The organism is Claveliimonas bilis (genome assembly GCF_030296775.1).
In the GTDB taxonomy this organism is placed as follows: domain Bacteria; phylum Bacillota; class Clostridia; order Lachnospirales; family Lachnospiraceae; genus Claveliimonas; species Claveliimonas bilis.
In genome coordinates this window covers 2,405,182-2,431,007 of the sequence record NZ_AP027742.1, presented here as the reverse complement: position 1 = coordinate 2,431,007, position 25,826 = coordinate 2,405,182, and the positions used below count along the sequence as shown (strand labels likewise).

Here is a 25,826-nt window from a genome sequence, read left to right as displayed (position 1 = left end):
CTACATTAAAATAAATAGAAACAAAGGGGAACAACAATGAAGACAATTTTGATTACAGGTATTGGTGGTCTTACGCCACGCTCTATTGCAATAATGATTAAAGAAAAACATCCCGATTACAAGCTTATTGGTTGCGATGTAGATAAAAAAGCAATAGGTTTTTTTATGAAAACTAAAGATAACAAAAAACTTATAGACGAGTATTTCATAGCTCCAAGATGTGACAGTCCCCAATATTTTGCTTGGATTGAAAGACTTGTGATTGAGAAGAAAATAGATTATGCCTTCGTAGAGCCAGAAAGCGAAATTATTGAATGGGGACGATACTATGAGATTCACAAAAAATATCCTTGTCCGACTTTTATGGGATGTAGATTATTCTCGGAGAGTCTTAAAGATAAAGCGATAATGGCTGAACTTCTTGAAGGCACGGAATTCATTCCAAAGACGCTCAAGGTTACGCAGAGAAATCCTAGATTTGAAGAGGTAGAGAAGGAAATCAAGTTTCCTTGCTGGATTAGAGCTACAGAAGGAACAGGAGGTCTCGGAAGCCTAAAACTGAATGATATAAGTTCTTATCGTTCTTGGCTCCTCATTAATGGAAGAATTCCAGAATTTACAGTATCTGAGTTTCTCTCAGGTCGTCATCTGGCAAATCAGATGCTTTACTACAATGGAGAGTATGTGAAAGGTGCAGCGTTGGAGTGCGTTGAATATGTCATGGCAAACACAGCTCCATCACACGTAACAGGAAATACACACTTTGGTCGATTTCTTAACGAGGATAAAATTAACAAGTTCTGCGATGATTGCATCAAATACCTAGAAAAGAAACTTAACGTTCCGGCTCACGGTATTCTGTCTTTTGATTTAAAAGAGGATACGGAAGGCAACATGAAAGTTACAGAGATTAACATCCGTCACATGGCGTACACAGGTGTTATGGCACATGTAGGTTTTGATTTGATAGAAGATACGATTCGTATTATGGAAGAGGGGAATGCTAATAATGTGGTACGTGATCAGTTTTATCATTATGAGAAACCATATATTTTTCTTCGTGATGTCGATGTAGAGCCAATTATTTTGGAGAGCGAAAAAATCTTTGATGATTTAAAGACAAAATTGTAAATAGTGTAGTTATAAGGAATGGATATAGACATTGTAAAGATGTCTTTTTTTATTACTTTATGGATGGGAAGATCTATCTATATCGAAAAGTTAGAAAATTATAAGGTCATAGATAGGGTTCGGGTGAATCTGAGTACACGGGAAAGGAATTTTTTGCGGTGGATATTGTAATTGTTGCACAGTATTTAAGAAATATAGAGGACTTTGAAGGAAATAATAGTCGCTTTATTTATATTGCAAAAGAATTAATAAAGGAAGGAATAGATAGTGTCGAAATTATTACGTCTGATTTTAGTCATGGAAAGAAGCAACATTTTAAAAGTGTAGGTGAATTAAAAAGAATTAAGATTACAACATGTCACGAATCAGGATATCCTAAAAACGTATGTTTGAAGCGTTTTGGAAGTCATAAAGAATTGGCAAAGAATATAAGATTATATCTTAATGAAAGGATAACTCCTGACTTGGTTTATACCGCAGTTCCGTCTTTAGATGTGGCAGATGTATGTGCCTCCTATTGTAAACGGAACAATGTAAAATTTGTAATAGATATCCAGGACTTATGGCCGGAAGCATTTAGAGTGGTATTTAACATACCAATTATAAGTAATATTATTTTTGCTCCTATGAAGAAACAGGCAGATAGAATATACAAAGCAGCAGATAGAATTGTTGCAGTGTCCAAAACATACGCTGATAGGGGGAAAAGAGTTAATATGGTATGTCCAAAACCAGAAGTGATTTTTCTGGGGACGGAATTAGAAACCTTCGATTTATACAAAGGTTTTGTGAGAAAGAATAGAAAAGATGAAATACTTTTTGCTTATTGTGGGACACTGGGGCATAGTTATGATTTGACGAGTACATTCGATGCTTTGAGTATTCTGCAAGAAAAGGGAATAAAATATCGTTTTGTTATTATGGGAGATGGCCCTCTGAAAAACCGATTTGTAGAATATGCAAGAAAAAAAGGCATTAATGCGGAGTTTACAGGAACGCTTAATTATCCCGATATGGTTCGGCGATTGTGCGAATGTGATATAGCACTGAATCCAATTATGCACGGGGCAGCTCAAAGCATTATTAATAAGCATGCAGATTATGTGGCTGCTGGACTTCCAATAATTAGTACGCAGGAAAGTAAAGAATTTCGTCAGCTTATAGACGATTATAGCATGGGATTCAACTGTAGAAATGGAGAACCAAAAGATATGGCAGAAAAGATGGAAAGACTGATTTATGATGAAAAATTACGCCTGGAGATGGGGAAAAACGCAAGGCGTTGTGCACAAGAAAGATTTGACAGAAAGTATACATATACAAAACTGGCAAAAATTATAACGTCAGTAGTTTGATCCTTTTAAAATATAAGATGATGAGAGGAAACATTATATGAAGATTTTGCATATATGTAATATATCAAATCGCAAAGATTCAGGTATGTCAGTAGTTATTCCACAGCATTTAAATGTTCAAAGTCGGATAGAGCAAGTTATATGTATTAATTTTTGTTCTACACATTTCAAATTGTGTGACAATGTGAAATATTATGCCTTAGATGGATTTAGTAGAAATAAAATTAAATATATATTAAAAAATATTGGAAAAATAGATCTAGTCATATTCCATGGAATGTATTTGCCTAATTTATGGAAAATATGGCGCTATTTTGTTATGAAGAAAAATATTCCTTATGTAGTCGTACCTCATGGATCATCAACAAATTTTGCACAAAGGAAAAGTAAGTTAAAAAAGAGATTAGCGAACATAGTATGTGTAAATTCATATATGAAGAATTCTCAGGCAATTCATTTTTTATCCTATCAAGAGATGAAGGAAACAAAGAAAAGATGGAAGGAGCGATATTTTATTGTTGGAAATGGAATATATCCGGCAGAGAAAAATGAATATCAATCTTGCAAGAAAAGTAGTATTGATCTCGTGTATATAGGGAGGTTAGATATTTATCATAAAGGATTGGATATCCTATTAGAGGCATGTAAAGAAATAGATGACTATTTAAGAAAATATACTGTAAAAATTTATTTATACGGTTCGGATGTTTGCGGTGATAAAGAAAAATTAATTGATATGATAAGGAAATTCGAAATAAGTGACATCGTTAAAGTCTGTGATCCAATATATGAAGAAGAAAAGAGAAAAATACTAAATAGTACGGATTACTTTATTCAAACGTCACGATTTGAAGGAATGCCGATGGGAATCTTAGAAGCCCTATCTTATGGAATTCCCGTTATTGTTAGTGAAGGGACCGGTATGGCGGAATTAGTATTAAATAATGAATGTGGCTGGGTAGGAAATAATTCTGTGGATATATCAAAGGCCATAATAAAGGCAATTGATTCCAAGAAAGATCAGAAAAAATATGAGGAAAATGCGTTTAAATGTGCAAAGTTGTTTTTTTGGGATTCAATTGCTAAAGAAACTATAAATAATTATAAGAAAATAATAAATGAACAGGTGGATGTAAGTGAGTGAGGAAAAGAGAATTCCTAAAATAATTCATTATGTATGGTTTGGGCGTGGAAAAAAGAATGGTCAAATAGAAAAATGTATTGAAAGTTGGCGTAAATACTTGCCTGAGTATGAAATTATTGAGTGGAATGAAGATAATTTTGATTTAAATTTATATGAATTTACAAAAGGGGCATATAAAGAAAAAAAGTATGCTTATGTATCAGATGTTGTTAGACTTCATGTTTTGTATCATTACGGAGGTATATATATGGATACAGACGTAGAAGTATTAAAGCCACTAGATAATTTATTACATGAACATGCATTTTCGGGATTTCAGATGCCTGATCAAATTCCTACTGGAATTATGGCTTCTGAACCTAAAAATCAATGGTATAAAGAACAGTTAGACTTCTATAAAGATAGAAAATTCTCTTTAAATGAAGTTGAAGAGAAGCATATTACTAATGTTGATATCATAACTCACATTAGTGTGGAGAAGCATGGACTAGTACTTAATAACAGTTATCAAGTACTAAAATATGGAATGGCGATATATCCTATGGACTATTTTTGTGCAAAATCACCATCAACGGGAAAAATAACAGTTACTAATAATACATATACAATACATCACTTTGCTGGAAGTTGGGTTCCACGGAAAGCATTGAGGCATAAAGCTTTGTTTAGAATGTGCTGTAAAATCTTGGGAGAAGATAGGGCAAAAAGAGTACTGAGGGAGATGAGGAATCTAACTAATGAATGAGATGATTACAATTTTTACACCAACTTATAATAGGGGGCATTTACTAGAACGCTTATACTTAAGTTTGATAAAACAGACAAACCATGCTTTTATATGGTTAATAGTTGACGATGGATCTACAGATAATACAAAGGAATTGGTTGAACAATATATTAATGAAAAAAAAATTAGAATTGAATATTACTACCAAAAAAATAAGGGAAAAATGCAAGCACATAATGTGGGAGTAGAAAAGTGTAGAACGGAATTATTTTTATGTGTCGATTCTGATGATTATTTAATTGATAGGGCTGTGGACATATTGATAAAGCAATGGAAAGAAAATGATCATATTAATATAGCGGGGATAATTGCAAAAAAAGGGTTTGATATGGAAAAAGAGTTGGGAAGAGGTTATTTTCCAGACCAAAAAGTATGTAATCTGCAAAATATGATGAATAAAACATACTTCGGAGATACAACAATGTGTTTCAGTTCCAAAGTAATAAAACAGTATTTATTTCCGGTTATAGAAGATGAAAAATTCCTATCTGAAACATATATTTATGATCAGATAGATCAAAAGTATGATTATATTTTATGTCCTAAAATTATTACCATCTGTGAATATTTGACTGATGGGTATTCGAAAAATATGGACAAAATTTCATACAGAAATCCTGTTGGCAGAATGTATCATGAAGCCCAGAATATGAAATTAAAAAAAGGAATTTTCAATAAATTAAAAGCAGGCATAAGATATAATATGTATAAAAAAATTGCAAGAAGGAAGGATATTAGAAAATTTAAATTAAGAGAAAGGCTTATTTTGGTGATTACATTTCCACTAGGAGTAATCGAAGCATATAAAAAAAAGAGACGAATAAATAGTTATGATTAAGATAAAAAAAGAATTTATATTAGATGTAATTATTATTTTAATATTTATTGTTTTAGGCTCGTATGCAATTAACGGTCGTTTGATGGCAATGCAACCACTGGCAGTCATTTTTCTGTTAGTATTTCTACTAGGAGGAAATTATAAGGATAACTTTGGGTTATTGGTAATGCTTATTCCCTTTAATAACACGTTGATTTTAGCGGGGATTTCTATTAGGGGAATTTTTTATTTCATAGCAGCAATAAAAATAATAGCTTTTACGAAAAAAAAGGCAGTTGGGATTCTGCTATGTTCCATGTATATTTTACTTGGTATTGAAGTAATAAATGATTTTTATTATGCCGATGTATTTTCAATATTTAACAATGTAAGTGCAATTCTCTATTTTTCCGTTTTTATTCTTTATAAAATATACAGTGAAATTGATATATACAAGTTATGTAACAAATTTATTATTTCATGTCTGATAGCTCTAACCTATTCTTTAATAGCTGGTGGGGGTATACAAGCATATAATAATACTATAGATTATTACCGATTTGGACAGGAAGCAACTTCTTTAGGTGGAGCAATGGGAATTCCTATATATACGGGACTCATAATTGCTATTGCTTTAGAAAGAATATTTAAACAATATGGAAATCAATGGATAAATATTGTGCTGATAAGTTTTTGCCTTTTGTTAGGAATTATGACAGTTTCAAGAAATTTTTTGTTGATTTTAGGAGTCATTATTCTATTTGTCGTTATTGAAAATCTTCAGTTAAAAACTTTAAAAGTATTGGGAATACAACTATTGGGGATTGTGGCAATTTTCATATTATATTTTAAATTTCAAGATTTAATTCTAAATCTTATCTTGAAATTTACTGTCCGGATTGGTGGTGGTGAAAGTGCTAGGTTAGAAATATATAAAGAGTGCATAAACTATTTATTATCTAATATAAAAGCTTTACTAATTGGTGAGGGAAGCATTGGCTATACTGTTATAGGACAACAAAATGGATATAGGTTTAGTGCTATGGCACATAACATTTATCTTGATGCATTAATGTCTTGGGGGATTATTGGATTTTCCTGTCTCCTCATTATAATTTTATATATGGTAAGAAATAATTTTGTAATAAAACAAGTGAAAAAAAATGTTTTTTTGCTCTTGCCAGCAAGTATATATTTCGTAGCAACACTTACGGAAGGCTCTTTTAATTATGCGAACACATATATTTATATTCTTTTTGTTTTAAGCTATATGCGGCTAAGTATTTCAAAGGGTAATAATGAAGTCTAACCAGTTTTTGGGAGGAAAAAATATGAGTAAAGCGAAGAAAATTGGGATTCTTACATATCATAGAGCGTATAATTATGGTGCTGTTTTACAAACTTACGCTCTACAATCTGCTATACAGAAATTAGATTATAATGTTGAGATAATTGATTATCGTTGTGATTATATTGAAAACATAGGTAGTGAAAAATCAATAAAAAATATAATAAAATTTATACTTTCTGGCCATAGGATAAATCAAACAAAAAAGAAGTTTATTAAATTTCGAAATGATAAATTAAATTTAAGTAATGATAATTTTAATAGAGATAACATAGAAAAAGTTGCAGATTCATATGAAGTTTATATTGTTGGTAGTGATCAGGTTTGGAATTATCAGGGGAGTAATTTTGACAAAACATATTTTTTAGATTTCGTTAAACAAAATATGAAAAAAAAATCATATGCTGCCAGCTTCGGCATATCCGGGATTCCTCCAAAATATGAGAAAGAATACATTAGGCTTCTAAATGAATTTAATGATATTTCAGTAAGAGAGAAACAAGGAGTTAATATTATAAATAATTTATTGGGAAAGGATTGCAAATTAGTATTAGATCCAACATTATTGCTCAGTAAAAATGAATGGAAAGAGAAAGCTTCAATTACAAATCGAATAATAAAAGAAAAATACTTATTGATTTATTCTTTTGGTATGACTGATTCTATATATAGCACAGCAAAAAAAATAGCAAAAGAGAGAAATTTGAAAATTATTATGATTTCAAATTCGTTAAGATATTATAAGAATATTACTAAATTTAAAGGATGTGGACCTCTTGAATTTTTAAATTTATTCTATTATGCAGACTTTATTATAACTAATTCTTTTCATGGAACAGCATTCTCTATCAATTTTAAAAAAGAGTTCTTTGTGGAAACTTCTCAAGGGCAGGCCGTATCTGTTAATTCTAGAATCAAATGTTTCTTAGAATTATTATCTGTGGAAAAAAGAGATTTGCAATACGCAAATGAAACTATACCTGTAAATTATAATAAAATAAATCAAAAATTAATTGAGTTACGAAAAGAGAGTATGAAATATCTTAAAATGATTATAGAAAAGGATGCTATTTATGAAAATTGAATTACCAAAAGAATTATGTAATGGCTGTGGACTGTGTAATAATGTATGCCCTCACAGCGCGATTGTAATGAAAAAGGATGAAGAAGGATTTGAATATCCTTGTATAAGAGATGATATGTGTATCAAATGTGGTATATGTATAAAAAAGTGCCCTTTGAATAATAATGAAATAGCAATTCCTTCGCACAATATTAAAATATATGCAGCTACACATAAAAATATGCGAGTTCTTATGCAGAGTAGTTCAGGTGGTGTAGCGATGGCACTATATGAGAAAGTTATTGAAGAGAATGGAAGTTGTTTTGGAGTATGCTATGCAGAAAATTATAAATCTGTAAAATATCTAAAAGTTAATAAAAAGGAAAATTTGTACTTATTACAAGGGTCAAAGTATGCACAGGCAAGCCATGACAAATTATATAAAGATGTAAGTGAAGAATTAAAAACAGGGAAAAAGGTGCTATTTATTGGATGTCCATGTGAGGTGGCAGCGGTAAAATCTATGGTTGGTAACAATGAGAGTTTACTTACTTGTGAATTAGTGTGTCATGGAAATACCTCACAGAAAGTGCTAGAAGAGTATATTAATAGGATTGAAAAAAAATATAGATCATCTATAGAGTTCTTTTCGATGAGATATAAAGATAAGAAGAAACGCCACAATGCAACATGGATGAATCAAATGATCTATATAAAATTAAAAAATGGTAACCAATTTTATAAAGATTTTGTTCTTTCTGAATATGGAAAATTATTTAATAATATGGCAAGAATGTCATGCCATAATTGTAAATTTAAGGGGGAACAAAGGGTGGCAGATTTGACAATTGGCGACTGTTGGGGAATAAATGCTACGAAAAAAAAATATAATCCAAACGGAGTTTCTCTTGTTCTTGTAAACACAAAAAAAGGCGAGGCGTTTATTAATAGAATGGATAACATATCGTTAGAAGTATTTGATTTGGATGTGGCTATAAAAAATAATCCATATATTAATAAATCAATAGAATTCAACAAAAATCGTAGAGAAATAGAAGAAAAATTTATAAAAGAGGGTCTTTGTTCAGCAGCTCAAATGACTATGAGTAGAAAAGAAAGAGTCATCTCAAAATTACCACAACCTTTATATATTAAATTATATAAATTTTATTCTAAAATAAAACATTAATTTTAAGGGGTTTTAAGGGGACTTTATGAAAAAAGGCAGAACTACACAATTTTTTTATAGTACAATAGTAACTGCAATATATCAGTTTATTATAATGATTAGTGGCTTTATTGTCCCGCGAGTAATGTTAGTTGCATACGGGTCGGAATTAAATGGACTTGTTTCATCTATTAATCAGTTTATTTCATATTTTAGTTTGGTAGAGGCGGGCTTGGCTGCCGCTATTGTTTATTCGCTATATGAGCCACTGGCTACAAGAAATTTGGATAAGATAAACAGAATTTTAAGTGCAGCAAAAAAATATTATTATCAATGTGGATATATATTTACTTTTCTAGTAATTATATTGGCCGCGACTTATCCGCTTTTCAACAATACGAAACAGCTGTCATATATTCAAATATTCATATTAGTAATTGCATTGGGAGCAAAATCATTTTTTGATTTTTTTACATTGGCTAAATACAGAGTTTTATTAACAGCTGACCAAAAAGTTTATATCATTTCGGCGGCCTCTATCGTATACCAGATTATTTATATCTTAATCATTTCAATATTGGCTTTTTTTCGGGTTAGTATTGTGCTCGTATATTTGTTCGCTATAATTGCTGTTTATTCAAGGACAGTTATTTTAAAAACTTATGTTTGCAGAAAATATTCAGAAATAAGATATGATCTTGAACCAGATAAAAGTGCTTTAGATAAAAGATGGGATGCGCTATATCAACAGATGCTTGGGGCGACTCAAAGCAGTGTACCTGTTGTACTAGCCACTTTTTTTTGCTCTCTGTCATTAGTTAGTGTTTATACGATATATAACATGGTTATGTCTGGAATAAACGGAATTATGAGTATTTTTATATCTGGTTTGGGAGCATCTTTTGGTGATGTATTAGCAAAAAAGGAACAAAATACTTTAGAACGTAGCTATAACCTTTTTGTATTTGTATACTCATGCATAAATACTTTTGTATATTCAGTGACTACGGTTTTAATTGTAGATTTTGTAAAAATATACACATCAGATATTCACGATCAGAACTATATTTTTCCAGTTTTAGGAGTGCTGATGGCGCTAAATGGATATTTGTATAATATGAAAACCCCACAAGGAATGCTAATAGGTTCGGCAGGGCATTATAAAGAAACAAGAGTGCAATGCACAATACAGGTATTGATAATTATTATTGGTGGTTTGATATTAACTCCTTTATATAAGCTTACGGGAATCATGATAGCTTCATGTCTGTCAAACATATATAGATGTATTGATTTAATATATTATGTACCACACAATATATTAAATGTGAAATCAACGTATACATTTAAAAATGTATGTCTATCATTGATGGGGTATATTATTATTATCTCAGTAGGCTTTTTGTTTGTAAAGGTAGCAGTCGTGGACATTACATCTTGGATTATAAAAGCCCTAATTGTTTCGATAATATCTATAGGAATAATAGGAATAACAGCAGTAGCATTCTATAAAAATGAATTGAAACAATCTATTAAAGTGATAAAAAGATTTATAAAAGAAATACGGTGTTAGAGATATTTCAAAAAAGATAAGCGGTTAGGTGAGGGACTATAGATGAAAACAATAATGATAGTTTTTGGAACGAGACCTGAGGCAATTAAGATGTGCCCTTTGGTTAATGAGTTAAAAAAGCGCAAAAATATTAATACAGTAGTTTGTGTTACAGGACAACATAGACAGATGTTAGATCAAGTTTTAGATGCTTTTAAGGTGGTGCCGGATTATGATCTTTCGATTATGAAAGATAGGCAAACACTATTTGATGTAACAACGAATATATTAAATAGAATCAAGTCTGTATTGGACGAAGTCAAGCCAGATGTAGTTTTAGTTCATGGAGATACCTCCACAACATTTGTAACTGCATTGGCTTGTTTCTATTTGCAGATACCTGTAGGCCATGTAGAGGCTGGACTCCGTACGTATAATATTTACAGTCCTTATCCAGAGGAGTTTAATCGACAGGCTGTATCTATTATTTCATCTTTCAATTTTGCACCAACTACCTTATCGAGAGATAATCTTATAAAAGAAGGGAAAAATCCTGACAGTATTTATATTACAGGTAATACGGCGATTGACGCATTAAAAACGACCGTAAAGGTAGATTATAAGAATGAGCATCTTGATTGGGCAGAGGGAAGCAGACTGATTATGATTACTGCTCATAGAAGAGAAAATTTAGGCGAACCTATGCGACATATGTTTAGAGCTATTCGGCGTGTGATGGAAGAACATCCAGATGTTAAAGCTATTTATCCTATTCATATGAATCCGGCTGTAAGAGAAAAGGCTGAGCAGGAACTTTCAGGTTGTGATCGTATAAGAATAATTGAGCCGTTAGATGTTTTGGATTTCCACAATTTTTTGAATAGAAGTTATTTGATTCTTACAGATTCTGGGGGGATCCAAGAGGAAGCTCCTTCATTAGGAAAACCAGTTTTAGTTATGCGAGATACAACAGAGAGACCAGAGGGAATTGCGGCAGGAACTCTTAAATTGGTAGGAACTGATGAAGAGACAATTTATCAGAATTTTTCTAATTTGTTAATAAATGATGAGGTATACACTACCATGAGTAAAGCTTCTAATCCTTATGGAGACGGATTCGCCAGTGAAAGAATTGCTGACATTTTGGAAGGAAAAACACCGAGGCCGTTCAGTTAAAAGTATATAAAAGGATTTTTTAAAATTAATAAGTTATAGTAATACTTTACTTTGCAATAGTAAAAAGATAGGTAAAAATATTAATGTTAGTAGAAACTCGCTGTTCTTATATATAATAATGTAAGGAAAGCGAGTTTTTTGCATTTAGCGAGAAAGTAGAAATGTGACGATTATGTCAAACTACTAGACAAACCATTCTACATATGTTAACATATATCTAAAGCATTATATCTTCACAATCTTTTGTGTCTTTCACAGGAAGCGGCAAGCGTCTTAGTTTTGTTTCCTGTATCTTATTTTCTAAATACACATCAGGAAAGATATCTCAATGCTTTTACAACTGATTTATATACAGTAAAGAGGTTCTTTCCTGGATGGTATGGAAAATAAAATAAGGCAGGACAATCAACGGAACCAGAGGGAGAAAGAGCCTCTTTATACAATCAAGAAAAGGAGGCTGCCTATGGGGAAAGAGGCACAAGATGCCAGAAACTTTGACGTACCGGTGGAAGAGCATGAGCTTGAGGATCGATATGAAAAATACAAGCGGATTCTTGCAGGACTTACGATCATGAGCGATATCTTCATGCGAAATGTCTTGAAAAAGCGGGAATGCACAGAGTATATTTTACGGATCATTATGGACAAAGAAGATTTGGAAGTGAAGGAGCAGGTCCTGCAGAAGGATTATAAGAATCTGCAGGGACGATCGGCTGTTTTGGACTGCGTTGCCCGTGACACTCAGTCGAAACGGTACGATGTGGAACTCCAGCAGGAAGAGGAAGGGGCTTCTGCCAAACGAGCCAGATATCACAGTGGACTTTTGGATATGAATACTCTGGAAGCCGGACAGGATTTTGATGAACTGCCAGAAAGCTATGTAATTTTCATTACAAGAGATGATGTGCTTGGCTATGGACTTCCTATTTATCACATTAATAAAAAAATTGAAGAGGCAAGGGAAGATTTTCAGGACGGTGCTCACCTTATCTATGTGAATGCAAAAATCAAGGATAAAGAGACTGCATTGGGCCGTTTAATGCACGATCTGCAATGCAGAACTGCAGATGAGATGTTTAGCGAGATTCTGGCAGAGCGTGTCCGGGAGTTAAAGGAAACGCTGAAAGGAGTAGAGGATATGTGTCGTGAGATGGATGAGATTTATAATGAAGGAATGGAGATTGGAGAAAAGCGAGGAGAGCAAAAGGCCAAAAAAGAAGCAGCCATGACACTTGCCTCAATGGGAATGTCTATCGATAAGATTTCACAGGCAGTAAAGGAAAGCATGGACCAGATTCAGCAATGGCTTGCTGAAGGGGCAGCGATGTCGAAGTAAAGAAGAAGTCTTTGTATGAAAATCCATACTATATCTTTTGTATACTTTCCCGTATGGATAAAGATATGGTTTTGAAATATTATGTGGGAAAATTACGGAGGATTTTGAGAGAAGCAGAGTGTTAAAAAGGAAAGTAAGCTGGAATTTAATTTCCATAAATCCGGTCTTTACTTTCCTTCTTTTTTACCTTATAATAAAATTATGTAAATTAAAAGCGAGGGCGAATGGTATACTAACAGATGGAATCTGCCCATAATAGCAAATAGAAAGTGAGGAAGAGATTGAAGCAATCCGATGTGGATGGAGTAAAGGAAAGAAGCAAATAGAAGAATTTGGATTACGTTTGGATATTTGCTGCATGACTTTTAGTATAAAAATGCGAATGCGATGTACAAACAGATATTAACAGAGCATGCTTAATTATGTTAAGTATGAGAACATGAGCTGGCAGTTGATAACCGGAGAAATGGATAGTATAATCGACATTATAAGGTCAAATTATCGAGTGATAATGCAGATTGAAGCAAGTGTAATAATTACAAGAGTAGTATAAAGAAAATAAATCTGATGATGAATGATGGGACAGTGATATACAATGGCTGAAAATAAAAACGTTAAATTGCAGATTCGAAATAGTACCGTAGATTTCCTTGTGTTTACGAAGGACGCTCACGAGGATGGGATTGAAGTCCGTGTGCAGGATAACGATGTATGGCTAACGCAAAAAGCGATTGGTCAGCTTTTTGATGTGGACAGAAGCGTTGTTACAAAGCATCTCAAAAATCTTTACGAAAGCGGTGAATTGTCTGCGGATTTAACTTGTGCAAATTTTGCACAAGTTGCGGATAATGGAAAAACTTATCAATATAAGTTCTATTCGTTATCTGCTATCATTGCTGTCGGGTATCGCGTTAACTCTGGCAGGGCAACACAGTTCCGGCAATGGGCAACGAAAGTATTGGACACTTTTGCCAAACAAGGATATGTTTTGGATAAAAGTAGACTGATTAACGGGCAAATTTTTGACGAGGACTATTTTGACCACCTGATTTCCGAAATACAGGAAATTCGAGCTAGTGAGCGCCGTTTTTATCAGAAAATCACGGACATATATGCTACTGCGGTTGATTATTCTTTCGATAGTCAAATCACGCGAGAATTTTTTGCAACAGTGCAGAACAAGATGCATTATGCTATTCATGGTAATACCGCAGCGGAGGTTATCACAGCAAGAGCAGATTACACAAAAGAGCATATGGGATTAACATCTTGGCGTAATGCTCCTAATGGAAAGATTGTGAAAGCTGATGTATCTATCGCAAAAAATTACTTATCTGTCGATGAAATGGAAGAGTTGAACGAGATTGTCACAATGTACCTGGACTATGCGACAAGGCAAGCCAGGCGCCATATTCCTATGACGATGGCAGATTGGGCTTCCAAACTGGATGCGTTTCTGCAATTTAACGATGCTGAAATCTTACATGATAAAGGAAAGGTTACGGCTGAAATCGCAAAAGCTTTTGCAGAAAGTGAATTTGAACAATATCGTATTCTTCAAGATCGTCAGTATCAGAGCGATTTTGACCGTCTTGTGGCCAGCACTGAGGAAAAGTAACTGGATAGGAATAAGGAGATCTTTTCCTATGATTATGGATAGAATGTAGAGTATGATTCTGGCAGAGCGTGTCCGGGAGTTAAAGGAAACGCCGAAAGGAGTAGAGGATATGTGTCGTGAGATGGATGAGATTTATAATGAGGGAATTGAGATTGGAGAACAAAAGGCCAAAAAAGAAACAGCCATGACACTTGCCTCAATGGGAATGCCTGTCAATAAGATTTCACAGGCGGTAAAGGAAAGCATGGACCAGATTCAGCAATGGCTTGCTGAAGGGGCAGCGATGTCGAAGTAAAGATAAAGTCTTTGTATGGAGATCTATACTATATTTTGTGCATACCTTCCCATATGGATAAAGACGTGGTTTTGAAATATTATGTGGGAAAATTATGGAGGATCTTGAGAAAAGCAGATGTTAAAAAGGAAAGTAAGCTGGAATTTAATTTCCATAAATCCGGTCTTTACTTTCCTTCTTTTTTATCCTATAATAAAATTATGTAAATTGACAAAAGGGCAGATGGAATATGAGAAGGTCGCCTGCCCTTGACGATGAATAGAGATATAGCCCGGAGCAGATTCTTTCCGTGATAACTAATTAGATACAGTAATGACAGATTGTTACTTATTTTCAGCAGCAGAATGGAAGAGGAGCGAATATGAGAAACACGGGAATCAAGCCTGACGTTATATTTAAAAACTTTTGGAGAGATAACGGACATTTTGCCAGTCTCTTTAACACAGTTGTATTTGGCGGTAAGACAGTGATCCAGCCGGAGGCGCTGAAAGAGTTGGATACGGATGTATCTAATCTCATAAAATCTGGAAAGTATGAGGAATCTTTGACAAGAGCCAGAGATGTTGTGAAAAAGGCAGCTCATGGTACGGACTTTGTGATACTGGGAATTGAGAATCAGCGGAAGATCCATCATGGGATACTGCACAGAGCCTGAAGGACATGATCAGAGATATGCCCTCGGAGATTTCCGGAGTGTTTTCGGATTATCGGATGAATCTGCTGCAGGTGAGGGAGTCATCCCAATATCATTTTGATAATGAAGATGTCCAGACCATTTTTGAGATCACCAGATATATTTATCAGGGTGAATTTGCTAAAGTGAAGAAATTTTACGGAGAAAAAGTAGTAAAATCCGACGTGGGTGCAGTGATCGGAGTTATGACAGACAGCAGCCTGATCGTTGAAGAAGCCTTGGAGAGTGAAGGAGGAATGAATATGTGTACGGCATTAGAGAAACTGAAAGAAAAGGGCCGCGAGGAGGGAAAGCTGGAAGGAAAACGAGAAATGATCCTTGCTTTTCTGAAAGCAGGCGCGGACACCTGGATGATCAAAAAAGCCAGTGGGTGGAGCGAGGAAGAGATTGAGGCAATCCGCCGTAAGATGGAGTAACGGGAAGAACGGGGATTGCTAATTTTCCGCTAAAGTGTCAGGTCAGCGGCCATAAACTCTATTGCTCTTTTATCCTGCAGGTATTATAATTTTATTATTGTTTGTTTTATAGCAATATTGGCAGATATTGCTGCAAATTATGACAAAAGACAACAGCAGAGGCAGGTAAAGAAATTGACAGATAAAAGAAAGACAGAAAGTAAAAAATTCGGAGAAGAGCTTAGAAAGCTGATGCATCTTGCCGGATTGAAGGAGAGAGAGCTGGCAAATTTTATTAACTATGATATTACTTCCATCAGCAAGTGGGTGAATGGAGCTAAGCTGCCCTCCAAACGGAACCGAAGTGAGATCATTTATGCACTGGCGGAGTGCTTTGCACAGAATATGAAAGATGTGGGTGCAGATGCGGCAGAGATTGCGGAGGAGCTTTTGAACGCCTGCAGGAAGGATGAATTGTTTAAAGAGATGGAGATACAGGGAACTTATTCTCTGTCTTTTGTGGACAGCAGAAAGGATTTCTTTGATGTGTTTGAGAAGCTGTTCCGTCAGGTCAGCGCGCTGGACGACCACACTGTTGAGATTGCCGCCTCCTTTAATGTACTGGAACATCTGGGACATCGGTTTTATGAGCTGCTGCAGAAGCTGCCGTCTGCCGGAACAAAGAGATTCAGCATGAAAATGTGCATGAATATGCCGGAGCAGGAAGTAGAAAACAAGCTGTACTGTGATATGCTCCTGAATATTGTTGCGGGCTATGAAAGAGCGGAAATTTCTATTGTTGCTGCAAAAGAGCAGACGCCATGGATCATCGTGGTGAATGGATTTTTTTACATACAGATCCTGTATCAGAAAGAGGATGATTTTGCAGCCTGCTTCAGCACGGATCCGGAAGTGGCGTCTATGTTCCGCAGAATCGGGAGAGAAATTTTTGAGAATGCCGAGCAGGTTTTGAGCTATGCTTCGCCGGAAAATTTAAGAAAAACGAATGTACAGCTGGATTCTTATTCCTGCCGCCGGCAGAGATTGTTTTTCAATGAGGCACCTGCTATGCTCCTGCCGGAAAATGTAATGGAAGAACTGGCAAAGCAAAGTGAGAGTAAAGATTATTCGGATTATTTAAGGAAGCTGAAGAAAGTATTTTCTTCCTATACATATAATGCCAGAGTGGATCTTCTTTTGTTTTCCTCGGTGATCAGCGAGTATATTGCAACAGGAGAGTTAAGCCTGGGAAATGTGCCGCATCATCTGACAGAAAAGCAGGTGAGGGACCATATTCATTACATTAGCAAGTGTATGGAGGAAAATCATGGATTTAAGGTTTATGTTCTGCGGGATACGGTGAGTGAGTCAGAGAACCTTAAAATGTTTCCCTCTATATTTATTGATACAATGGCAGTAACGCTGGAAAATTCCAGAAGGAAGCCAAATGAAAATTATCATATTTCTATGTATCCGCAGATTATAAGAGTGTTTGAAAAATATTTTGATGCCATGATACAGCGTCCGGATTGTTATGAGCTGACTCCGGAAGAACTGCGCCGGTATCTGTAGACATGTCAGTATCTGTAGACACGCCGGTATCTGCAAAGATTTTGCACCCGGACAATAAGAAGAACGGTGGGGAAGTTGAATAACTTGAATTCAACTTCCTCTTTTTTGACCCTGTTGACGTTTTGCAATAGCTATCCGATTCAATTGAATATAACTGTCAAAATACGGTATAGTAAATTCAACAACAAAAAAACGGAAAAATATTCAGAAAAAAGGAGGGGCTATATGGAAGAGAAAAAAATCAGCATATCTCAGGTAATTGCCATAGGCGGAGCATTTATGGGATTTGTTATTGGTTCAAGTTTCGCTTCAGGGCAAGAGTGTATGCAGTATTTTACCGGACACGGGGTACTGGGAAGTATAGGTGCTGGGATTATTGCGCTTTTGCTGTATGTATGGTTTGTTACTGTGATCGTAGAAGATGGACGGAAACTTAAGCTTCACAATTCAGGTAAGATGTTCAACTTTTACCTTGGAAAGTATTTGGGATTTGTCATGGAATGGTTTACTCCGATCATGTTGTTCTTTGTATATTCCACTATGATATCAGGGGCAGGGTCTACGTTTGAAGAGTACTATGGTGTCAATGGAAATATCGGACGGGCATTTATGATCATTGTTTCGCTTCTGACCGTTCTTCTGGGACTGAACAAGCTGGTAAAGATCGTGGGATATATTGCTCCGGTGCTTCTGGCTGTGACGATTCTGATAGGCATTATCTCTATTGTAAGTAACCCGGCAGGAATTGCAGAGGCGGATGCTACGCTGAAGCAGGTGGAAGTGCGTAATAATTTCAATAACTGGGCGGTATCCGGATTTATGTACGGGGCATATACAGTGACCGGAGTGGTTCCCTACCTTGCTGACATTGGAAAGTCTACCGCTACCAACAGAAAGAATGCATTGCTGGGAGGAATCTTTGGAGGCGGAGCATTTTTGATCGCAGTTATGATCCTGAACTTCGGACTGCTTGCAAACTTAAGCGATGTTTATAATCTTGAGATTCCGTCTCTGTTTGTGGCAGCGTCAATTCATCCGATTTTCGGACAGATATTTTCTGTTCTTCTGATTGGGGCAATCTACACTACTGCAGTTCCGATGCTCTATACAGTATGTAATAAAATTTCTTCTGACTCCAAGAGTACACCATATCGTGTGGCTGCAATTGTGACGGCGATTGTAAGTATATTTGGAGGGCAGCTGTCCTTTTCCACTATGATCAGCATTATCTATCCGATTTCCGGATATGCGGGAGTTGTCATTTTTGCAGGAATGATCTATACAAAATATATTAAGAAAAAGAAGTACGAAGAGTTTGACGAAAATGATGTTGTAGGAAAAGCCCAAAATTAAAAAGTGAAAAAGGTATATGATTTCGTGGGGTGAGATCAGAAAGGAGACCAATATGAGACAATATGAAGATGGAAGAGCGTTTGCGCAGAAAAAGGATCAGGAAGATCCGTTGAAGGATTTCCAGCAGAGGTTTTATAAGCAGGAGGGTGTCATTTACATGGACGGAAACTCTCTTGGATTGTGCAGCAAAGATGCGGAAAAAGCGCTGATGAATGCGCTGGAAGTGTGGAAAAAGGCCGGAATTGATATGTGGGAGAAATATGATTACTTCCTGTATCAGGATAAACTGGGAGCAATGTGTGCACCCCTTGTAAATGCGGATCCGGAAGAGGTGACTATCTGCATGAGCACAACAATGAATGTGCATCAGGCGATTGCTACTTTCTATAAGCCGACTCCGGAAAGAAATAAGATTATTATGGATGACTTGAATTTCCCGACAGACCGGTATGCGGTATACAGCAATATCCGCGTACATGGATATGATCCGGATGAATGTCTGAAAGTGGTAAAGAGCCGGGACGGAGAATATATTTATGAGGACGATGTGATTGAAGCGATGACAGATGACGTATGCCTTGTTCTTCTTCCTTCTGCTCTCTACAGAAGCGCCCAGCTCATTGATATGAAAAAGATTGCAGACGCTGCACATGAAAGAGGAATCTATGTAGGATTTGACCTTTGCCATTCTATTGGAGCAGTTCCCCATGATTTTAAGGAGATCCAGCCGGATTTTGCAGTGTGGTGTACATACAAATACCTGAACGGCGGCCCGGGAGCGATTGCAGGTCTGTATATCAATAAGAAACATTTTTCCATGGAACCGGGACTTGCAGGATGGCATGGAAACAGAAAGGATACACAGTTCAATCTGGAGCAGTATTTTGAACATGCAGAATATGCAGGAGGATGGCAGACAGGAACACAGCCGGTTCTTTCTATGGCGCCATTGGAAGGAAGCCTTGAAATGATCAAAGAAGCAGGCCTTGAAAATCTGCGGAAGAAATCCCTGGATATCACAGAATATCTGATGTATCTGATCGATACCAGACTTTCAAAATATGGATTTTCCGTAGGAAATTACAGGGAAGATTCCAAACGTACCGGCCATGTTGCGCTGGTGCATGAGGATGCGATCCGCATCAATGCGGCAATGAAAGCAAGAAATATTATTCCGGATTTCCGGTTCCCGGATGTGATCAGACTGGCTCCGGTTCCACTTTATATCTCCTATACAGAGGTGTATGATATGGTAGATATTATTGTGGACATTATGGAAAAGAAAGAATATGAAAACTTTGCAAATAAAAGAGGGACCGTGGCGTAAGCCATGGTCCTTTTAAGATGCGGGAGTTTTAAGCGGCAGAAGAGGTTTCAGGATCTGACAGCAAGCAGCTCTTTTTCCAGTTCATCCATGTTTCTGGGGACAGGCAAAGAAGGATCAGCCATCCCCCGGCTGCACAGAAATTTATGGAGGCGGATCACGGAAGGAAGTTCCAGGTTCGTCTCTTTTAAAAGTTCTTCATCTGTAAGCGCTTTGTCAGGACGGTCCTGACTTAGGACGCGTCCGTTTTTTAAAAGGACAACTTCATCGGCCCATTCCAGGGCATAGTCTGTATTGTGAGTTGCCAGGAGCACAGTCATGCCGGAAGCGCACATTTTGTCAATCTGCTGGCGGATGATCCGGGTGTGGACAGGATCCAGGGCGGCAAAGGGCTCGTCCAGGATCATGATTTCCGGTTTCATTACCAGGATGTCAGCAAGCGCCACCTGCTTTTTTTGTCCGCCGCTTAAAGCGTGGGCGGGGCGGTGGCGAAAGTCTGTGATCTCAAGTGTTTCAATGATATTTTCTACCGCTTCTGCGGCTTCTTTTTCCGGAATACCCAGATTGAGAGGTCCGAAGGAAATTTCCTGATAGACGCTGGCACAGAAAAGCTGGGTGTCGGGATTTTGAAAGACGATTCCCACTTTGCTGCGAAGTTCCAGCAGATTTTTTTTGCGGTAAGATACCGGCTGTCCCTTGAAAAGGAGTTCTCCCTGATCCGGTTTTAAGATTCCGTTGCAGCATAAGAAGAAGGTGGATTTTCCGGAACCGTTGGCTCCCATAACGGCGATCTTGCTGCCGCGGGCGACGGAAAGAGAGAGACCGTTTAAGGCAGGAGAGGATGAGTCCTCATAGGAATAAGAAAGGTTTCGGGCTTCCAGTATGATATCTCTCATAAGATTACCTCCACATTCTGAAAAGTATTTCTGATAGCCTGGCATCAAATACAGTGATCAGGAAAAGAACCCCTTCAAATAAGATGAGCCAGAGGATTTCTTTGCGTCTGACGGGGTGATGCTCTTTTAAAACATGGATCCTGCCATTATAGCACCGGGCTTCCATCGCGTCGTATACAGTGCTGGCCCGCCGGATAGAAAGAATAAACAAAGAGGAGGCCAGGAGACCATATGATTTTATGGAAGTGCTCAAATTCCTGTTCCCCAGCCGCGAGCGCTGGGAACAGGAAATGGAGGAAGCAATTTCCAGCAGGAGAAAAATGAACCGGTAGATCAGCATCATAAGTTCAATGATGAGCCAGGGGATATGCCAGGATTCCAAAACGGAAACCATGTCTGTCACAGGAGTGCTAAGGGACAGGAAATACAGACAGGAAACACAGGCAAGGGCAGTGAGGATGAGCTGGATCCCGCGATAAATCCCTTCCCAGCTTCCGCTTATGTACCAGGATCCCACAGGAAGGGCAAATGCGTCAAGGGGAACGGAAGAGATATTTACAATAATGGCCGCTGTACTGACGAGTAAAAAGGCGCAAGGGATCTCCATCAGTTTCCGGTAGTAACGGAGAGAAATACCGCCTTTTTTTATGGTAAGGCAGGAGGATGCCAAAAGGACGATCAAGGCTACAAGGACAGAACGGCTGACGATGCAGAAGCACAAAGAGGCCAGAGAAAAGAAAAACTTTTCTCCGGCATTTGTATATCGCAGTTTGGACGTATAGCATAATTTATCAATAAGTGACATGGAAACAGCCTCCTGACGGATACAAGCGTTAATCTTCGGTTGGATCCGTATCCTTCATCCATTTTTTTCGTTCTACAAATCTTCCCATGAAAAATGCGATGATCCCTACGCCGATACCGGTCTGTACGCAGAAGATCAAACTTTCTATTTCTCCAGGAACTTCCCCGCCAAGGAAGGTTTCAAGGACAGGCGTGAACCAGGGCTCATAGGCTTCTCCCTGGACTTCTTCCACCATGACGCTTCCGGCGTCGTCGGATCCGCCGAAGTCAGCGTCTTTTTGGAAAAACAGAGGGGAAATCACCAGAAGAACAGCGAGGATCAGTAAAAGAATGACGGTTCGTTTATTTTTACTCATATGTTTTTGCCTCCTTATGATATCCGATCAACTTCAGCTCAGGCTGTGCATAGGTTTCCAGAGCAATGACGATGACAACGGTCAGGATTCCCTCGATGACAGCAAGGGGAAGCTGTGTGGGAGCAAACACGCCCAGGAATTTTACAGCAGATGTGAGGAATCCTCCCTGCTGGGACGGGTAGGCAAGCGCCAGCTGAATGCTGGTAATACAGTAGGTGAAAAGATCACCCAGGGCAGCAGCGAGAAAGATGCTGACACGCCGGTTTATTTTGAGCTTTTTGCAGATCGTATAAATGAGCCAGGATAAAATGGGTCCTGCAATAGCCATGGAGAAGGTGTTTGCGCCAAGAGTAGTAAGCCCTCCGTGAGCCAGGAGAATTGCCTGGAACAAAAGCACAATGAGGCCCAGAATGCTTACAGCAGAAGGGCCGAATAAAATAGCTCCCAGGCCGGTACCTGTCATGTGGGAACAGCTTCCGGTTACGGAAGGGATCTTCAAAGAAGAAATAACGAAAATGAATGCTCCGGACATGGCAAGAAGAACCAGCGCTTTCCGGTTGGACGCAAGTGTTCGGCGAATAGAGAAAAAGCCGGCTAAAAGGAAGGGAAGGCAGATAACGCCCCAGGCGATGCAGGAATCGCCGGGAAGATAGCCCTCCATAATATGCATGGCATGTACGCTGGGGGCCGTCCCCAGGGACAGGGCCAGGACAGCTGTTAAAGATACCAGCATTTTCTCATAAAGTGTCATGGATCGATTTGTCATAAAATGCTCCTCCTTTAGATTATATTCTACAGTCAATAGAAATGCCCCTGTCGTGGGAAGAACAAGGGCACCAAAAAGAGAAGCAAAAGAACGAAAACTTTGCTTCCTTTATACCTTGTGTCATACTCCGTGACAGACGGCAGTTCCATACAGACAGGCAGGTCTTCTGACTTGGAGATCATCACGGTTTTTCCCTTCCCATATCTGCCGCATATCACAGCATAAGATACAGTGGCATAATAAAAATCGCTCCTTCCTTACAGCGGCGGGACCGTACAGGATTTGCACCTGTTTCCCTATTATCCTGTACAAGGCTGCACACACAGACTTTACAGGCACCTGAATGTATTTAGTTTTACTTTTAACAGGATAAATAATAGCATGGCGTTTTTCAAAAGTCAAGCATTTCTAAAAGCGTTCCTGCTCATCTTAAAACACCGCGGCCAAGTGCTTCCAAGATATCAGAAGGAGACTTTGAACGGGCATAGATCTGCAGGTTTGGCTCTGCAATATCCCATAGATAGTGGGCGTCCGAGCTGGAGAGAATCCGGCAGTTTTCCAGATAGTGGTGTTCTCTTTTCAGCCGGTGCAGATTTTTCATATCTTTCAGTTCTGCACAGGAAAAGGTGCTGTCCGGCGGGATCGCTCCCAGATTGGAGATCAGGCTGGTAGAGGACTTGTCAAGATGGGCCGGAAAACAGATGCCGCCAAAGGAGTCAGCCAGCTTTCCCGTTTCATCAAAAGGGATGTCTGTGGCGCTGATCAGAAGTTTATCCAGGGATCCGGACACTTTGTCATTTTCATCTACGATCAGCTGAGTGCCGAAGATTTCCGGGCGGTTTCTTACGGGAAGAAGATGCTCATACACATAGGCGTCAAAGGAAAGGGCGCGACCGAGGGAGGCAAACAGGAAAAGGACATGGATCTCTTCCGATGTAGTGAGTTCCATGCCGGGAAGGACTGTGATTCCCAGACGTTTGCCAGCCTCTATGGCAGCAGGGCAGTTCCTGCAGGAATTGTGATCCGTAAGTGCAATGACATCCAGATTCTTGACTGCGGCCATGCCGGTGATGTTGGAAGGGGTCATATCGTCATCTCCGCAGGGCGACAGGCAGGAATGGATGTGCAGGTCATAATAGAGCGGGATCATAACAGCTGATGAACCTTCAGCGCGGCTTCAAAGACAGGAAGATCCGTGGAAAATACTGCGATTTCCTGCTCTTTGGCACACTGCATATCGTCCTCTGTAAAAGAGGCCCCTTCCGCAAGGACGATGCAGGATACATCTGCAAGAGAAGCGACAGCCAGGGTGTTCCGGTTGCCAATGACTGTGACCCAGGCGCAGCCGGAAGGCGCTTTCCCCATGGCGACGCTTAAGAGGTCGCAGCAAAATACACGGGTGATCGGCTGTTCGCTTCTCCCCGGATTTTCGGTATGGAATATTCCGGAATTGATAAGATCCTGTACAGAAGCCATTTTTACACATCCTTTCTCTTTAACTCTGCCTCCAGTTTTTTTACATAGTCTTCCAGGTCTTCCCTGGAAATTTCAGATCCGTCTTCAGAAGAAGTAAGATTCCGCGCCGTATAGGAAATTTCCCGGGAGAGATTTCCGATATATTCAAAAAATACATAGATACAGTCGGTTCTGTCTGCCTCGCCCCTTACAATATCTTCGGCCAGAGCACGGCATGTGGGCGCACCGCAGGAGCCGCAGTCCAGGCCGGGGAGCTGTTCTGTCAGCTCTTCTACCATGCCCATCATTTCCAGACTTTCCCGGAATGTCTTCCCAAGCCGGAATACAGGCTCGTATTCCACATAGCTGTCCCAGTGATAATCCACATCGGGATACATGTTGGAGTGGGTGCGGGACACAGGAAGATAGCGGTGCAGCTTCTTCGTCTTTGCAGTGGCAATGTAGGGATTTTCCACCGTCAAAGCGCCGCCGACACAGCCGCCGTTGCAGGCATTCAGTTCCACGAACTTCAGACCGTAAAATTTTTCATCTTCCAGATCGCTCAGGACGCGAAGGACGTTCATAATGCCGTCAGCTGCCAGATAATTGTCTGTGATCAGCCCGGCTGCCTCTCCCCCGCTGTTGCTCCAGCCAATTCCGATACGGCCGGAGGCGGCAAGCGGCTTCAGGCGGGACTCATCGTGGGTCATATGAGTTAAGAGGACGGGGTAAACGTCCTTGATCGCCAATACCTTGTCAATCTGGCTTTTTTCAATGCCAAGAGGTGCTTTGGCATAAGTTACCTTGGAAGGACAGGGAGAAATGAAAAAGATCCCGATATCCGAAGCGGGAAGTCCTGTCTTTTCCATTGCCTTTTTTCTGGCAATCTCGGCTGCGATCTCCACAGGAGGCTTAAGGGGCAGAAGACGGGGGATAAGCGTAGGAAAGCGAACCCGGATCATACGGACAATGGTGGGACAGGCTGTACTGATGAAAGGAGCTTCATCCCGATGCTGTGCAATGTAATTTCTTGTCATTTCCGAAACAAGCTCCGCTGCCGCACTCACTTCAAAAACATCATCAAATCCCATAGAGATCAGGGCATTTAACACAATATCTATGTTTGTCAGATTGTTGAACTGCGCATAGAGGGAAGGGGCGGGGAGAGCCACTGTGTATTTATAATGTGTGATCTCCTCCAGGGAGTCAGATACAGGTATTTTGGCATGGTTGGGGCAGTAGCGGATACACCGTCCGCAGTCCACGCAGAAATCCGGATTTATGGAAGCCTTGCCGTTATGTACCCGTATTGCCTGGGTGGGACAGTATTTGATGCAGTTGATGCAGCCGGTGCAGGCGTCCTTATCCAGTTTTACAGAATTTATAAATTTATCGTTATGATCCAAAGCTGAAGTGCCTCC

At 38.5% G+C, this 25,826-nt stretch carries 25 protein-coding genes and 1 riboswitch; of the genes, 18 read left to right on the top strand and 7 right to left on the bottom strand.

The genetic code is table 11. The features are described from left to right. Positions 1 to 36: 36 nt before the first annotated feature. The 18 genes from R2J37_RS11800 to kynU all read left to right on the top strand — a co-directional run bounded on the left by R2J37_RS11800 (position 37) and on the right by kynU (position 20,131). Complete coding sequence (locus R2J37_RS11800) at positions 37 to 1,131, top strand: ATP-grasp domain-containing protein (protein ID WP_316265158.1); 1,095 nt, start codon at positions 37 to 39, stop codon at positions 1,129 to 1,131. Positions 1,132 to 1,289: 158 nt separating this feature from the next. Continuing rightward, on the top strand, positions 1,290 to 2,486 hold the full coding sequence (locus R2J37_RS11795) for a glycosyltransferase family 4 protein (protein ID WP_316265157.1): 1,197 nt from the start codon (positions 1,290 to 1,292) through the stop codon (positions 2,484 to 2,486). Positions 2,487 to 2,523: 37 nt separating this feature from the next. After that, entirely contained in the window at positions 2,524 to 3,630 is a 1,107-nt protein-coding gene (locus tag R2J37_RS11790) for a glycosyltransferase (protein WP_316265155.1), read from the top strand. Then, positions 3,623 to 4,375, top strand: coding sequence for a glycosyltransferase family 32 protein (locus R2J37_RS11785; protein ID WP_316265153.1), 753 nt, complete (start codon positions 3,623 to 3,625; stop codon positions 4,373 to 4,375). Before R2J37_RS11790 ends, R2J37_RS11785 begins: the two co-directional genes overlap by 8 nt. Then, positions 4,368 to 5,255, top strand: coding sequence for a glycosyltransferase family A protein (locus R2J37_RS11780; RefSeq protein ID WP_316265151.1), 888 nt, complete (start codon positions 4,368 to 4,370; stop codon positions 5,253 to 5,255). The genes R2J37_RS11785 and R2J37_RS11780 overlap by 8 nt, the downstream gene beginning before the upstream one ends. Then, positions 5,248 to 6,543: an O-antigen ligase family protein gene (locus tag R2J37_RS11775; protein WP_316265149.1), complete on the top strand. Its 1,296-nt coding sequence runs from the start codon at positions 5,248 to 5,250 to the stop codon at positions 6,541 to 6,543. Before R2J37_RS11780 ends, R2J37_RS11775 begins: the two co-directional genes overlap by 8 nt. A gap of 22 nt (positions 6,544 to 6,565) precedes the next feature. Further along, the gene (locus tag R2J37_RS11770; RefSeq protein ID WP_316265147.1) at positions 6,566 to 7,666 is read left to right on the top strand and encodes a polysaccharide pyruvyl transferase family protein; all 1,101 of its coding nucleotides are present in this window, start codon (positions 6,566 to 6,568) and stop codon (positions 7,664 to 7,666) included. Then, positions 7,656 to 8,834 carry a Coenzyme F420 hydrogenase/dehydrogenase, beta subunit C-terminal domain gene (locus R2J37_RS11765; protein WP_316265145.1) on the top strand — a complete coding sequence of 393 codons (1,179 nt, stop codon included), beginning with the start codon at positions 7,656 to 7,658 and terminating at the stop codon, positions 8,832 to 8,834. The genes R2J37_RS11770 and R2J37_RS11765 overlap by 11 nt, the downstream gene beginning before the upstream one ends. A gap of 25 nt (positions 8,835 to 8,859) precedes the next feature. Further along, the gene (locus R2J37_RS11760; protein WP_316265144.1) at positions 8,860 to 10,386 is read left to right on the top strand and encodes a polysaccharide biosynthesis protein; all 1,527 of its coding nucleotides are present in this window, start codon (positions 8,860 to 8,862) and stop codon (positions 10,384 to 10,386) included. A gap of 42 nt (positions 10,387 to 10,428) precedes the next feature. Then, positions 10,429 to 11,541, top strand: coding sequence for a non-hydrolyzing UDP-N-acetylglucosamine 2-epimerase (gene wecB, locus R2J37_RS11755; RefSeq protein WP_316265142.1), 1,113 nt, complete (start codon positions 10,429 to 10,431; stop codon positions 11,539 to 11,541). Positions 11,542 to 12,004: 463 nt separating this feature from the next. Next, positions 12,005 to 12,877 (top strand): PD-(D/E)XK nuclease family transposase, encoded by an 873-nt coding sequence (locus tag R2J37_RS11750; protein WP_316265140.1) that lies wholly within the window; start codon positions 12,005 to 12,007, stop codon positions 12,875 to 12,877. A 595-nt stretch (positions 12,878 to 13,472) separates the two neighbouring features. Beyond that, the gene (locus tag R2J37_RS11745; protein WP_316265139.1) at positions 13,473 to 14,495 is read left to right on the top strand and encodes a virulence RhuM family protein; all 1,023 of its coding nucleotides are present in this window, start codon (positions 13,473 to 13,475) and stop codon (positions 14,493 to 14,495) included. A 52-nt stretch (positions 14,496 to 14,547) separates the two neighbouring features. Continuing rightward, positions 14,548 to 14,790, top strand: a complete 243-nt coding sequence (locus tag R2J37_RS11740; protein WP_316265137.1) for a hypothetical protein — start codon at positions 14,548 to 14,550, stop codon at positions 14,788 to 14,790. Positions 14,791 to 15,151: 361 nt separating this feature from the next. Continuing rightward, complete coding sequence (locus R2J37_RS11735) at positions 15,152 to 15,445, top strand: hypothetical protein (RefSeq protein ID WP_316265136.1); 294 nt, start codon at positions 15,152 to 15,154, stop codon at positions 15,443 to 15,445. A gap of 5 nt (positions 15,446 to 15,450) precedes the next feature. After that, a complete protein-coding gene (locus tag R2J37_RS11730; RefSeq protein ID WP_316265134.1) occupies positions 15,451 to 15,900 on the top strand; it encodes a hypothetical protein in 450 nt (149 codons plus the stop codon). Positions 15,901 to 16,074: 174 nt separating this feature from the next. Further along, positions 16,075 to 17,451 (top strand): helix-turn-helix domain-containing protein, encoded by a 1,377-nt coding sequence (locus tag R2J37_RS11725; RefSeq protein ID WP_316265132.1) that lies wholly within the window; start codon positions 16,075 to 16,077, stop codon positions 17,449 to 17,451. Positions 17,452 to 17,676: 225 nt separating this feature from the next. Continuing rightward, positions 17,677 to 18,804 carry a YkvI family membrane protein gene (locus tag R2J37_RS11720; protein WP_316265131.1) on the top strand — a complete coding sequence of 376 codons (1,128 nt, stop codon included), beginning with the start codon at positions 17,677 to 17,679 and terminating at the stop codon, positions 18,802 to 18,804. A 52-nt stretch (positions 18,805 to 18,856) separates the two neighbouring features. Further along, entirely contained in the window at positions 18,857 to 20,131 is a 1,275-nt protein-coding gene (kynU, locus tag R2J37_RS11715; protein WP_316265129.1) for a kynureninase, read from the top strand. A gap of 47 nt (positions 20,132 to 20,178) precedes the next feature. Here kynU and R2J37_RS11710 read toward each other — a convergent pair whose 3' ends face one another. The 7 genes from R2J37_RS11710 to R2J37_RS11680 form a co-directional block, all read right to left on the bottom strand. Further along, complete coding sequence (locus R2J37_RS11710; protein ID WP_316265127.1) at positions 20,179 to 21,024, bottom strand: energy-coupling factor ABC transporter ATP-binding protein; 846 nt, start codon at positions 21,022 to 21,024, stop codon at positions 20,179 to 20,181. 4 nt (positions 21,025 to 21,028) lie between these two features. After that, on the bottom strand, positions 21,029 to 21,829 hold the full coding sequence (gene cbiQ / locus R2J37_RS11705; protein ID WP_316265125.1) for a cobalt ECF transporter T component CbiQ: 801 nt from the start codon (positions 21,827 to 21,829) through the stop codon (positions 21,029 to 21,031). 28 nt (positions 21,830 to 21,857) lie between these two features. Further along, positions 21,858 to 22,184: an energy-coupling factor ABC transporter substrate-binding protein gene (locus R2J37_RS11700; protein ID WP_316265123.1), complete on the bottom strand. Its 327-nt coding sequence runs from the start codon at positions 22,182 to 22,184 to the stop codon at positions 21,858 to 21,860. Continuing rightward, a complete protein-coding gene (locus tag R2J37_RS11695; protein ID WP_316267038.1) occupies positions 22,177 to 22,935 on the bottom strand; it encodes an energy-coupling factor ABC transporter permease in 759 nt (252 codons plus the stop codon). Before R2J37_RS11695 ends, R2J37_RS11700 begins: the two co-directional genes overlap by 8 nt. A 154-nt stretch (positions 22,936 to 23,089) precedes the next feature. Next, positions 23,090 to 23,308, bottom strand: a riboswitch (cobalamin riboswitch). A gap of 66 nt (positions 23,309 to 23,374) precedes the next feature. After that, the gene (locus tag R2J37_RS11690; protein ID WP_316265122.1) at positions 23,375 to 24,100 is read right to left on the bottom strand and encodes a PHP domain-containing protein; all 726 of its coding nucleotides are present in this window, start codon (positions 24,098 to 24,100) and stop codon (positions 23,375 to 23,377) included. After that, positions 24,097 to 24,426 carry a hypothetical protein gene (locus R2J37_RS11685; RefSeq protein WP_316265121.1) on the bottom strand — a complete coding sequence of 110 codons (330 nt, stop codon included), beginning with the start codon at positions 24,424 to 24,426 and terminating at the stop codon, positions 24,097 to 24,099. The genes R2J37_RS11690 and R2J37_RS11685 overlap by 4 nt, the downstream gene beginning before the upstream one ends. Positions 24,427 to 24,428: 2 nt before the next feature. Then, complete coding sequence (locus tag R2J37_RS11680; protein ID WP_316265119.1) at positions 24,429 to 25,811, bottom strand: [Fe-Fe] hydrogenase large subunit C-terminal domain-containing protein; 1,383 nt, start codon at positions 25,809 to 25,811, stop codon at positions 24,429 to 24,431. Between the last annotated feature and the right edge of the window lie 15 nt (positions 25,812 to 25,826).